Origin of the sequence: Sorangium sp. So ce362, from assembly GCF_051519845.1 — a bacterium.
GTDB lineage: Bacteria > Myxococcota_A > Polyangia > Polyangiales > Polyangiaceae > Sorangium.
In genome coordinates this window covers 8381951-8394520 of the sequence record NZ_CP150332.1, presented here as the reverse complement: position 1 = coordinate 8394520, position 12570 = coordinate 8381951, and the positions used below count along the sequence as shown (strand labels likewise).

The following is a 12570-nucleotide window of genomic DNA, read 5'->3' as shown; positions in this document are numbered from 1 at the left end:
CGTCATCCTGGGGGCACGAGCCCAGAGCGCAGGAGCACGCTTGACCGGCGCGAGATCGCGCTGCTAGGCTCCGCGCAGGAGATCGATGGAGATGCGCAATTTAACTCCTGCCTTGCCGATCTTGTGCTCACTCCTTGTACCGATGGCGTGCGGCGGCGACGATGAGACGAGCGCCGGGGCGGGCGGTACGGCGGGGGGGAGCTCGTCGACGACGGGCGGCGGGAACACGGGCGGTTCCGGCGGCGCTGGCTCAGGCAGCGGCGGCGACGCCGCCGGCGGCGGCGGTACGGAGAGGAAGCGGGTCGGAGACCCGTGCACCGATGATGCGCAGTGCCCCTCGTTCGGCAACCTGGAGGGATATTGCTTGACGAGCTGGCCCGGGGGCTCCTGCGCCACGGACCATTGCGACGGCGACCTGGTCTGCCCCCCGGATAGCACGTGCGGTGTTGCGGACGGCGTCGCGCGCTGTCTCCACTTCTGCTTCACCGATGCCAATTGCCGGGACGGGTACCGCTGCGACACGGCAGAGCAATCCTGCGTTCCAGCCGACTGACCGGCCTCCGTCACGGGTGGGTGTGCCCGTATCGGCCAGAGCTGCGCGAGTCCACGGATTCGCGGCTGCACGTCCATGAAGAGATCCCACTGGCCCGAGCCGATCCTTGCGAGGGCTCAACGTTGGTTGTGCGCGGCATCGCTCGTCGCTGCGGCAGGCTGCCCCGCGATCGCCGCCCTCACCGGAGGCCAGGCGCGGGCCGTTCGCGAGCCGCTCGCCCCAGCGGACCAGCGTGGGCGGGAAGCGCTCGGGCAGGGCGGTGACCTCCGCCTTGCGCCGGCGGGCGAGGAGCGGGGGCATCATGAGCCCGGCGGCGGCGGCGACGGCGGCCGCCTCGCTGAAGGCGAGGAACGCGTCCTCGCCCTCGTCGACGGCGCGGAGCGCGAAGAGCGCCCACCGCAGGTCGGGCGCACACCAGACGCCGGTCTGCACCGGGATCACGCCGCCCGTGGGGCCGTCCGGATGGGGGTCGCCGCCGCCGAAGAGCTCACCGTAGAGGACGCGCCGATCCGCGCCGACCGCCGCGAACGCCGCGAACGTCGCGCGGGCGGCGTCCCGGAGCGACGCGCGGAGGAGCTGCCAGCCGGAGAAGGGTCGTCGTTCCGGAGCCACTCCTTGCGCTGCTCGCGCCGAGGCACGGCATCTTGGGGAAGGGGAGGAACTCCATTCCCGCCGACGATAGCGCCGATGGCACCGCCGCGCGTGCGAGACGCTTGACTTCCGGGAAGGCCTTTGAGCTCCTTAGACCCAGGGGGTCACTCATGTCCGCCGAACCCAGCCGGGCTCCGCCAGGGCCGTGCTTTCGCCTCCTGCTGATCGAGGACAGCGCCATCGCCGCCTCGATCGTGCAGAGCCACCTCGACGCGGTGCCGTGGCAGCGCGCCGAGCTCGCACACGCCGAGACGCTCGCGGCAGGGCTCGCACGCGTGAAGGAAGGGTGGGATGTCGTTCTCCTCGACCTCTCCCTGCCCGACGGGGAGGGCCTCGAGGTGGTCGAGCGCGTCCGGGACGTGGATCCCCACGTGCCCATCGTGGTGCTGACGGGCCACGACGACGTCCGCCTCGCGGAGCGCGCGCTCGGGGCCTCGGTGCAGGATTACCTCGTGAAGCGCAGCCTCGACACCGACACGCTGTGGCGCGCCATCCGCTATGCGGTCAGCCGCCAGCAGCTCGTGACGCAGCTCGCGCGCACGATGGCGGAGGCCCGGGAGAACGAGGCCAATCTCCACCAGCTCATCGCCCGGAGCGCCGACGGGGTGATCGTGCTGGACCCCGGCGGCACAGTGCTGTTCGCGAACCCCGCTGCAGAGGCGCTGCTCGGCGAGGGGCGCCTCGTCGCCGGGCGGGGCTGCCCGGTGGCGCTGCGCGCCGGCGAGACGAGCCTGGAGCTCGGCGGGGACACGGTCTTCATCGATGTTCGCTGGGTCGACGTGGACTGGCAGGGGCGGCCCTCGCGCATGGCGCTCCTGCGCGACGTGACCGGGCGGCGCCGGGGGGAGGAGCTGAGGCTCCGGCTCGAGCGCAGCGAGCGGCTCGCCGCGGTCGGGCAGCTGGCGGCGGGCGTGGCCCACGAGATCAACAACCCGCTCGCCTACGTGGTGGCGAACCTCGAGCTGCTCGCCCGTGAGATACGGCGCCTCGCCGGCAACGGGGTGGCCACCGAGCAGCTCGCCCAGCCGCTCGACGACGCCCGCCACGGCGCGGCGCGGGTGATGCACATCGTCCGGGATCTCGGGGTGTTCGCGCGCAGCGAGGCGAACGAGGCGATCGGGCCGACGGACGTCAACGCGGTGCTCGAGAGCGCGCTCAACATCGTCCACGCCCAGATGAAGCACCGCGCGCGCGTGGTGCGCGAGCTCGCCCCGGTCTCGCGCGTGGGTGGGGCCGAGGGGCGCCTCACGCAGGTGTTCGTGAACCTGCTGATCAACGCGGCGCAGTCCATCCGGGAGGGGCGCGTCGCCGACAACCTCGTCAAGGTGCGCACCCGCGAGCAGGGGCGCGAGGTCGTCGCGGAGATCGTGGACTCGGGCTGCGGCGTGGCCGAGGAGCACATCCACCGGCTGTTCGAGCCGTTCTTCACCACGAAGCGCGCCGGGGAGGGGACGGGGCTCGGGCTCGCGATCTGCCGGAGCATCGTCGAGTCGTGCGGCGGGACCATCGGGATCAGCAGCACGGCCGGCGTGGGCACCTGCGTCCGCGTCCGTCTGCCCGCCTGGACGAGCGCGGAGCCCGCGGCGCTGCCCGCGCCAGCGCGCGAGCAGGGGCCGACGCGGCGCGCCCGGATCCTCGTCGTGGACGACGAGCCGCTCATCCTGCGGGCGCTGCGGGGGCTCCTCGGGACATCCCACGAGGTCGTGTGCGTGTCCTCGGGCGCCCAGGCGCAAAGGACGCTCCGGCTCGATGCGGACTTCGATGTCGTGCTCTGCGACCTCGTGATGCAGGAAGGCACGGGGATCGAGCTCCACGAGTGGATCGAGGCGGAGCTGCCGGCGCTGGCGGACCGGGTGCTGTTCATGACCGGAGGCGGGACGAGCGAGGCGAGCAGGCGGTTCCTGGCAGCGCACGGGGGGCGCGTGCTGCCGAAGCCGATCGATCCGGCGGAGCTGATCCGCCGCGTGGAGGCGCTGCTGCCGGCGAGGGCGGTGGAGCCGGCGGGAGGGACGTAGCCGGGGCTCAGGGCAGGCGCTGTCTCGGGTCGCTGCTACGTATCAGGGAGGGCCCGCGGCGCCGTCCTGGATCCACTGCCGCAAGATCGCGAGCTCGTCCTGGCTGACGGTCGGCCCGGCCCCGCTGGGGGGCATCACGCCCGAGATGCACACTGCCGTGGCGGACTCCACGCAGCCGGCGGTCTCCGCCGTGCCGGCGGCCTTGCGGTAGAGCCAGCTGTTCTCGGGATCGCCCGGGACGACGAGCTTGAACTGGCCGCCGTCGCGGGAGGGCTTGTTGACCAGACCGTCGACGATCTTCCTGGAGCTGATGTGGCCACCGAGGATCAGCTTCGCATTGGCGCCCGTCTCGGCGTGGCAGCCGCTGCACAGGTTCTTGTTTGTCGCGAAGATGGGCCGCACCTTCTCGTGGAAGAACCCTGATTCCACCGGCAAAGGCTCGTTGGGATTGTTGACCTCGTCGGGGTCCAGGTTCTGCTTGATGATCTTGATGTGGGTGTCCATCTCGCGGCACTGCGCGGCGAGATCGTCCTTCAACTTCTGATCCGTCGGCTGCATCCCCTTGGCGAGGCGATACTTCTCCCACACGTTATCGATCCAGCCGTGGAGCTTCCAGAACATGTAGTTGTCGATGTTCGCTTCGGTGTTGTTCACGCCGTGCGTCGTGTTGCCCGGCCGCGCCCACTTGGCGTGCAGCACGAAGTGAAGGCCCACCCACGGCATGTTGGTCGCCCCCCTCAGCGCCTGGCCCACGTTGCACTGGAGCCAGAAGCCGAGCGTGCCTTCGTCCGGGAACCTCGCGAGGTTCTCGGGTTTGTCGATCTCGTCGCCGATCCTCCCGGCTTCGAGGGCGGACGCATCCCAGTTCCGCCACGCGGAGCGCCACTGGGGCGGCACGTCCTCCGCCGAGGTCGGAAACTTGGTGAAGCCGGTGAACTGCTCGCTGTGATTGGGCCAGAGCTGCTTCAGCGCTTGAATCATGTGGCGGTGAAACACGAGGAACTGATAGCCGTCGCCGGCGGTCTGACAGTTCTGATCCGCCGGGATCAGCTGCTTGAAGTCGCAGATGCCCACCTTGCTCCCACCACCGCCGAAGGGGCCATTGCACGTGCGGACCGCGTGCCACTCGATGTGGGCCACCTGCCAGGAGTTGTCATACATCCATTTCAGGACCTCCGGCTGCACGGTGGTATCGACGATGTTCGGATCGTTGTTGCCGGGCGGAAAGAAGTCCGCGGGGCCATCCTTCATCGTCGGGCTCGAGTCGCTCTCGTGGGGAGGATAGCCGTACACGCAGTGGTCACTCATATCTTCGTGGTCGACCGTGCCGCCACTGCCACTGCCGCTGCCGTTGCCGCTGCCACTGCCGGTGTCACTGCCACCAGCACCGCCCGAGACGGAGCTCGATCCCGGGCCCGGACCGCCTGTTTCGCCTGTCGTCGCACCGGGGCCCCCGGCGCCGCCCTCCCCGGCGCCGCTCAACGAATTGTCGTTGTCATCGCCGCCGCATGCGCTCAGTGACAACGCAGCCAGCGCCACGAACGTGGCCAGGCGTCGTCGGGATTTGCGGCGGTCGGTTGCAGATGCGTGGTGCAGATCGTTCAATTGCATATCGCTCTCGCAGGCCGGTAAGCTCAGTCCGTCAGGCGCGTCCAGCCCCACAGCGGGCGGGCGGCCACACTCTACCAGTGGCATACATGCGTCGTCAACAAGAACATCTGGCTGTTGCGGTGCCTGTATATTTATCAATCATTGTGCGATGAAATCAAAATTGTAGACACCACCGTTGATGCCACCGGTGCCGTCGCTGCCGCCACTCGCCCAGGACTGTCCAGTCCGCCGCGCCTACGCGCGCGATTTTTGCCATGGATCTTAAGTAATTCCCGCGATCGCGAATTTTGATCTCCAGATCAGCGTCCATTTCGCCTCCAGTACCACCTGCTCAATTCCGCTTCCCAGAATCCAGAGGGATTGATAGTTTCTGTCTTCGATGCGCCCAGGCACGTGGGTGTCGAGCCCAGCTGGCCGTGGAGTGAAGGCCGCCCCTTCGATGTATGGATATTTGATGCAGGTTCAATTTTCCAGGAGAGGTGCGGGGCGCGTAAGGCAGCGCCACGAACGCGAGCTCGCGTCACGGTTGCGCGGCTTCTATCAGTACTTACGTGTGGTGGACGAGCGCCCGATGGCTTCGTAAGGAGCACCGCATCTCCCTGAAGCGCTTGATCCTACAGCATGGGGAGCGCAGCGCGGGGGAGACGAGGCGAGCGATGGACTGACAGCGGCCGGCCCCTTCGAAACGTCCACTGCTCGGTTTGCTCGCCATTCCATGGAGCGTGGTGTCGAGACAGAGCTCTCCCGATCGCCGACCGCGCTCGTCTTTCTCGAAGATGTCCCCCCAGGCGGCATGTGCAGCGCCGCGGGGATCCAGGTCGATACACGACCTGCCGCGCGCCTCGTCGAGCGCGAGAATGGACTGGAGAGCATCGAACCGAGCGCGATGCGGGCGCGGCGCCCCGCGAGCGCCGCGCCGCGGGGCTCACGTCCCGCCGCAGGCCTCGTACTGCGCCTTGCACGCGTCCATCCCCGCCTGCTGCACGCAGGGCGCGCAGTTCGCCGTGATGCCCCCGCCGGCGCACTCCACCTCGCACTCGTCCGCGCACACGCCCGCCGCGCACACGCAGTCGATGAGCGCGTCCGTCTCCGGATCCTGCAGCGGATCCGTGCTCGGATCGCAGCCTTGCACGCACGCGCAGCAGAGGCCGTCGCCCGGACAGCAACCGTCGCCGCGCCCCTGGGGACAGGTGCAGTCGCTGCCGTCCTCGCCCATGCACGCCCCGTAGGCGCTGCCGTCGGGGAAGCACGTCGCGACGCCCGGCGCGCTGACGGCGTGGCAGGTGCACTGCATCGTCGAGCCGGGCACGCACGACGTCCCGGTGGCCGAGCTGGCGCTCGTCGAGCTGGCGCTCGTCGAGCTGGCGGCCGACCCGCCGCTCCCGGTCGGATCGGGATCGGTCGTCGTGGAGCCGCACGCGGCCGCGAACGCCGCCGAGATCAAGCAGATAACAAGATGATTCCGCATGACCGTCTCCTATAGCGCACCGCCGGCGCGGCCGTCGAGGAGCACCGCCGCGCGCTCCTCGGGAGCGCTCGACGCCGCTGCCCGCGTCGCCCGTCGACAGCGCCGTTCAAGGCCGCCTCGGCGCCGTCCAGGGATCGCTGATCCTCGAGCGGCTCCACTCCGCAGGACCGAGGGCCACGGCGGAGGGCGCGCGCAGGCGAGAGGGCGAGCGGCGTGGCCTGGCTTCTACCGACAAGGATCCTTTCACGACGTGTGGAACCGGCGCGCGGCTGCGCTCGCCCGAGCCTGGGTCTGCAAGAAGACCGGAACCCCGGTTCGTCAAGAGTTTTTACATTACTTCACAGGTTTTCCGCGCGGCGGAGCGCCTGCGTGGCGCGCTCTCGGCGCCGGAGTACGTGGTTTCCGGCGGACGAGGGCGGCGCTGGAGCGCCCGGGAAGGCACAGGTGATTTCTGTGCGGCGGAGCGCTTGCCTAGGCCGCGGGGCGACCACAAGGTTGGCGCCTGCGCGCGTCCCCGCCGGCGGTGCTCCCGCACCGCGCTCCCCGTGACGTACCCGGGGCCGCGCTTTCCGCACCGTGTGACAGCAAGGAGATGAAGATGGCGATCTCGATGTATCAGGCTTCGATCCCCGTGTTCGTGAGGACGTTCGGCAACCTGTCCGCGATCCTCAAGAAGGCCGCCGCGTACGCCGAGGCGAGGAAGATCGAGCCGCGCGTCCTGCTCGACGCGCGCCTCGCCCCGGACATGCTCTCGCTCACGCGCCAGGTGCAGATCGCCAGCGACACGATCAAGGGCTGTGGGGCGCGGCTGGCGGCCATCGACGCGCCGAAGTACGAGGACAAAGAGGCGAGCTTCGACGAGCTGCAGGCCCGCATCGCCAAGACGATCGAGTTCCTGAACAGCCTGCGGCCCGAGCAGATCGACGGCTCCGAGGACCGCGAGATCACGATCCCCACGCGCGATCAGCCGCTGAAGTTCAAGGGCCAGGCCTACCTGCTGTACTTCGTCCTGCCCAATTTCTTCTTCCACGTGACGACCGCCTACGCGATCTTGCGCCACAACGGGCTCGACATCGGCAAGATGGACTTCCTCGGCAAGCCCTGAGGGAGCGGCGGTCGACCGCCGCGGAGAGCGCCGCTCACCGGGGCGGCGCTTCGAGGAACCACGTCGGCGAGATGTACCCCTCCGTCGTCGCCCCCGACATCGGCGCCGTGCAGTCGTCTGCCGCCTTCATCGCGGTGAGGGCGACGGCGTCCTTGTCGGGCGTCTTGCACTCGTCGTAACCGTACGGCGCGCCCAGGCTGCCGGTGAAGAGCTTGCACTGCTCGTCGGAGAGCACCGCGTAGTGCAGGTGCGAGTTGTCCCGCGGCCCGACGACGAGATCACAGTCGAAATCGTTCGAGGACGTCGGGCACTCCACCCACTTCTCGGCGAAGTTGAGGTTGTGCAGGCGAGGGATATCGTTCCAGCGCACCACCTTCCCGAGCACGTCGTCGGTCGTCACCTCCTGTCGCGCCACGAGGTCCAGCCCCAGCCCGTCGACGTCGAGGTGGCCATAGAAGGAGCAGTAGCGCTCTCCGGTCTCGTCCTTGGGCGGGTGCTCCACAAGCGCCACGCCGAGGTATTGCGACCTGTTGATGCCCTTCCAGAGGAGCCTGCCGTTGGCCACTGGATGCACCTCCGCGCCCGCCGTGCCGCCCGAGATGACGAGATCCTCGCCGAGGTGGCGGCCGCCGTAGTCCTCGGCCACGACGCCGAACCCCCGGATCACGCGGCTGTCACGGAGGGGAGCCATCCGCTTGTCGCCCCCGGGCCGCTTGCATTCGTCGCTCTCCGGGTCGTTCTTCTGGCAACCGAACGCGCAGTACACCGAGCGCTCGAAGCGGTATTCGCGGTCCCATGAGCGCCCGCCCCGGCCATCGCCCTCGGTGCCGTCACACGGCTTCGTGACGGTCTTCCCGCCCTCGACGCGCGTGCAGTACGCTTTGCAGAAATACAGCATGTTGGGGTCGCCCGCGGCGCGGCCGGCGAGGTTGTGCCCGCAGTACGCCGGGTCGTTCTCCGTGACGTTCCGGTTGCCGTTCAAGCATGGGTTCCAGTGCTGCTCGAAGCTCGCGTCATCGCACGTGAGGCCCTCCGCGCTGGCGAAGTACGCGCAGACGGGGGTCTGCGCGCCGTACGGGTCGGGGCTGCAGACGCCGCAGGAGGTGCCGCAGGAGATCCCCGTGGCGCGCCAGCCGTCAGGGCGGTTCAGCCGGCGCTCGTCGCACGCGAGCACCTGCCCGCCCGGGCCGCAGATCTGCGAGCCCAGGCGGAGCGAGCGCGCGGGCACCGGGTTCCCCTGGTAGTCGACGGTCGGATCGCACTCCGACGTGATGCTCGGCGTGGGCGTGGGATCCGGCATGCCGAACGGCTGCTGCTCCGACTGCCCGTCGCACCGGTCGCTGTTGCTCCCGGGATCCCTGAGCCCGCAGCCGCTCGGGCACTCCTCGTACGGGACGGGGCGCCCCACGACCGCCGCCGTGTCCCCCGCCGAGGGCGGGCACGTGGTCGAGGCACCGAACTCGTAGGCGCAGCGATAGAGGGTCCCGACGCGACCGGTGATCTCGTGCTGGCCGCAGAAGAGATGCTGACAATCGTTGTACCCGTTGTTCCCACCGGGGATGTGGAAGTACTTGAGGTCGCGCGCCGGCTTGCACGACGCGTCCTCCGGTGGGCACGGGCGGCTCACCGGCGGGCACGACTCGTCGCAGCGGTCCCAGTCGCGGAGCTTCGGCGCGTTCGCGGCGGACTGGAAGCCCGTCACTTCACGGTAGCGCACGGGCGGGATCTCCCGTACAGGCATGCACGCGCCGCTCCCGTCCCGCGCGCCGCAGTCGTGGTAAGGCACGGGGCGCGCGCCGGGGCCCGGGCAGGAATAGAGATGATCCGCCCGGCCATGGATGCGGAGGTCCCGCTCGCCCGCGTTGATGGCGAGGTCCTTGTTGGCGCGGCCGCCGAACACCTGATCTCCGCAGAAGGTCTGGCCCGGCTCGACGCCCTTCCACTGGCCATCGTTGTCGCGGAACTCCACCGGACATCGGCCGAGCTCCGCGCCCGCCTCTCCCGTCGACTTGCCGGGATCGCAGGGGAGGTTGAGGTCGATCCAGCCTTCCTCCCCGCACACCCAGCGGCTGCGGTTCCCGACGCCGAGACCGCACACCTCCTCGCCGCAGGCCGTGATCGTGACCTCGCGGCCGGAGCTGTCCTGCACGCCGCGGCACGCCGGGCAGGCGCCTCGCGGCTGATTGCACGAGAGCCCGAGGCTGCGCCAGCCCTCGGCCGAGCACACCTGCCTCGCGCCGGCGTTGCCGACGCCCGTGGGAAAGCAGAGGGTCATCCCGCAGCGGGGCGGGATGCGATCGCCCCCCGGGATGGGCGGGCTCGGGCACGGGCACTCGCCGCTCGCCGCGCCGGTGCAGGCGCCGTCCTCGCAGCCGCCCGGGCAGATGCGCCACGAGAGCGGGATCTGCCCCGCGCCGGGACACTCGTAGAGCGCGGCCGGCTCGCCGTTGACCACGTCCTCGCCGCAGAACGTCCCGTTGGCCGTACACGCGAGCTCGCCGCACCGGTTCTCGGGATAGCTCCGCCACGTGTCGGCGGCGGTGTCGCCGTCGAGGCACTGATAGGCGATGAGGTCGCGCCCGCACACGAAGGCGTCGCAGCGGGTCTCCTCGGGCGGGATCGGCTCGTTGTTGTAATAGAAGCCCGCGGCGCACTCGCACGCGTCGCTGTCGGCCTGCGGCCCGAGCGGCGGCGGCGCCATGGCGCCCGCCGGCGGCTCCTGACTGCAGCCCACGCCGAGCAGCCCTCCGCCCACGAGCAGGAGGGCGGTCGCGCCGCACAGACGCGCGAGCGAGCGACGGGCGGGTCGATGAACGGGGCTCATTTGGCGATCCTCCGCAGGTCGCCCGCCTGGGTCGCCCAGTAGACGAACGCCTCGTCCACGGCGATCGCGATCGCGCCGACCTGCCCCACGGCGAGCGTGTCCACGTCGCCGCCCGCCTTGGACACCTTGCGCACCGAGCCGAGGCGGTTGACCCAGTAGAGGGCCCCGCCGCCCTCGGGATCCACCGCGATCCCCGCCGGACCGGGCTGTCCGTCGGCGAGCGCCACGAGCCCGGCGCCGTCCTTGTCGAGCCGGAAGAGATAGCCGCTCGGCGTGCTCCAGAAGAGGTGCGCGGCGTCGGCCGCGAGGTACTGCGGCGTCAGGTTTGTGCGCTCGAAATCCTGCGCCGACGCGATCTGACGCCGCTCGGAGCCGTCCTTGCGGAGCTTCATGACGGTGCCGTCCGACCAGGTCCAGTAGAGGTGATCGGCGTCGGCGGCGAGCGCGCCGCCCACCTCGCGGGCGGCGCCGCTGATCTCGGCGGCGAGCTGCCCGGCGAAGAGCGCCTCGGCGCGGTACAGGCCGCCCTGGGAGAGCGACGTGAACCAGACCGCGGCGCCGTCGCTGACGACGGCCCACGGGTCGGGCACGCTCGCGGTGACCGTGGCCGCGGCGCCGGAGGGCGGGAACCGGAGCACGCCGGTGGAGCCGGTGACGAACGCGCCGGCGCCCGTCAGGGCGATGCCCTCGAAGCGCTCGCTCCCGCACGCCGCGGCGCCCGGCGTCGCGCCGGTGGCGAGGCAGGTCGTCGCGCCGGACGCCTTGTCGACGCGGACGGCGATGCCGCCGGCGGGCTGGAAGCCGACGACGTAAACGGAGGTGGCGTCGACCGCGAGCGCGGAGGGGACCGCGAGGCCCGAGGCGAGCTGGAGCGCGCCGGGGCCGCACGTCCCGTCCTCGCAGGCGCCGCCGGAGCAGCTGTTGCCGCAGGCGCCGCAGTGGAACGGGTCGGCGGCGAGCTCGACCTCGCAGCCCGTCGAGGGCGCGCCGTCGCAGTCGGCGAAGCCCGCATCGCACGCGAGCACGCACGCGCCCGCCTCGCAGGCGGCCGAGGCGTTCCTGTCGCTGCAGGCCTCGCCGCAGCCGCCGCAGTTGTCGACGTCGCTCTCGAAATCGACCTCGCAGCCGGTCGCGGCGTCGCGATCGCAGTCGCCGAAGCCGAGGTCGCAGGCGAGTGAGCACGCCCCGGCCGCGCAGGAGGGGACGGCGTGCTGGTCGCCGCACACGTTCCCGCAGAAGCCGCAGTTGTCCACGTCGCTCGACGTGTCGCCGCAGCCGCCGCCCGCGCCGCCGCCGCCGTCGCCGAGGCACAGGCCGGCGGCCCGGGCGGCGCCCTCGAACGCCTCGCAGCGCGCGCGGCTCCCGGAGAGCGCGCTCAGATCGCACTCGTGGGCGAGCGTGGGCTCGAGCGCGCCGCAGCAGGTCTCGAGCAGCGCGTCGCACGCGGCCGCCGAGGGCGGCTCGCCGCCGCCGAGCGTGGGGCAGCGGCCCGCGTCCGCGGCGCCGCTCAGGTAGTCCACGCAGAGGTCCGTGTCCGCTTCGGCGGCGAGCTCCTCGCAGCGCTCGCGCGGACCTCCAGGGAGCGAGGGGCAGCATCGGTCGGCGAGGTAGCTGCAGCTCTCGGCCGCGTGATCGGCCCCCTCGCAGAAGCCGCTCGCCTGGGCGTCCCGCTCGAGGAAGCCATGGCAGAGCCCCTCATTGCCGCGGAATCCGGTGGCGTGACAGGCGGACTCGAGCTGCGCGGGCAACGACGCACAGCAGTCGTTCAGCAGGCCGGCGCAGCCCGGGCCGTAGGGGACGCCGTCCGGCGCGGCGCCGCCGCCGCAGAACCCGGCCGCGCTGGCGCTGCCGGCATAGTCGTCGCACGCGGCGTCGTTTGCCGCCGCCGCCGCCGCGTCGCAGCTCGCCCGGAGCTCGGCCGGGAGCGCGGGACAGCAGGCCTCGCTCAGGTGGCCGCACCCGCTCCCGCGCCCCCCCGGCGCGCTGCCGCAGGCGCCGAACGCGGTGCCATCCTCGTTGCATTGCTGCGCGCCGAGCGCCCCGTCGGGGAGGAAGCACACGGAGCGCGCGCCCGGGGCGCAGAGCTGGTCATCACCGCAGCCGGGGCCGCCGTACGCGAGCGCCGACACCACGAGACACACAGAGAGCGAAGGTCGACGCATGGCTGGAGCGCACGATGCTCGCGGCGCGCGCTCGCCGTGTCAACGCTCGCGACGAGCGCTGTTCCTGGAGGTCCGGCGGAGCTGCGAGGTGCCCGCCCGGCGGCGTGACGTGGCGCGCGGCCGTCACCTCCTCGCTCGTGTCGGACATCGACTCCGCAAGACCACCACAGGTGGCGCACAG

The 12570-nt window shown here is 71.0% G+C and carries 8 protein-coding genes; 4 read left to right on the top strand and 4 right to left on the bottom strand.

Annotation, left to right across the window (positions count from 1 at the left end; genetic code table 11):
• The first annotated feature begins 142 nt into the window (after positions 1-142).
• From WMF17_RS32245 to WMF17_RS32235, 3 genes are all read left to right on the top strand, one after another.
• A complete protein-coding gene (locus WMF17_RS32245; RefSeq protein WP_437644828.1) occupies positions 143-553 on the top strand; it encodes a hypothetical protein in 411 nt (136 codons plus the stop codon).
• A 301-nt stretch (positions 554-854) separates the two neighbouring features.
• Positions 855-1049: a hypothetical protein gene (locus tag WMF17_RS32240; RefSeq protein WP_437644826.1), complete on the top strand. Its 195-nt coding sequence runs from the start codon at positions 855-857 to the stop codon at positions 1047-1049.
• A gap of 265 nt (positions 1050-1314) precedes the next feature.
• Positions 1315-3219, top strand: coding sequence for a response regulator (locus tag WMF17_RS32235; protein WP_437597059.1), 1905 nt, complete (start codon positions 1315-1317; stop codon positions 3217-3219).
• A 42-nt stretch (positions 3220-3261) separates the two neighbouring features.
• On the opposite strand, the gene WMF17_RS32230 is transcribed toward WMF17_RS32235, so the two are convergent.
• The gene (locus WMF17_RS32230) at positions 3262-4830 is read right to left on the bottom strand and encodes a hypothetical protein (RefSeq protein WP_437644824.1); all 1569 of its coding nucleotides are present in this window, start codon (positions 4828-4830) and stop codon (positions 3262-3264) included.
• Between the two features lie 925 nt (positions 4831-5755).
• Positions 5756-6298, bottom strand: a complete 543-nt coding sequence (locus tag WMF17_RS32225; RefSeq protein WP_437644822.1) for a hypothetical protein — start codon at positions 6296-6298, stop codon at positions 5756-5758.
• 598 nt (positions 6299-6896) lie between these two features.
• Between WMF17_RS32225 and WMF17_RS32220 the strand changes: the two genes are divergently transcribed.
• Positions 6897-7403 (top strand): DUF1993 domain-containing protein, encoded by a 507-nt coding sequence (locus tag WMF17_RS32220; protein WP_437644820.1) that lies wholly within the window; start codon positions 6897-6899, stop codon positions 7401-7403.
• Positions 7404-7437: 34 nt separating this feature from the next.
• On the opposite strand, the gene WMF17_RS32215 is transcribed toward WMF17_RS32220, so the two are convergent.
• Together WMF17_RS32215 and WMF17_RS32210 are read right to left on the bottom strand one after the other, a co-directional pair.
• On the bottom strand, positions 7438-10227 hold the full coding sequence (locus WMF17_RS32215; RefSeq protein ID WP_437597055.1) for a hypothetical protein: 2790 nt from the start codon (positions 10225-10227) through the stop codon (positions 7438-7440).
• Positions 10224-12389 carry a hypothetical protein gene (locus tag WMF17_RS32210; protein ID WP_437644818.1) on the bottom strand — a complete coding sequence of 722 codons (2166 nt, stop codon included), beginning with the start codon at positions 12387-12389 and terminating at the stop codon, positions 10224-10226. The genes WMF17_RS32215 and WMF17_RS32210 overlap by 4 nt, the downstream gene beginning before the upstream one ends.
• Positions 12390-12570 lie beyond the last annotated feature (181 nt).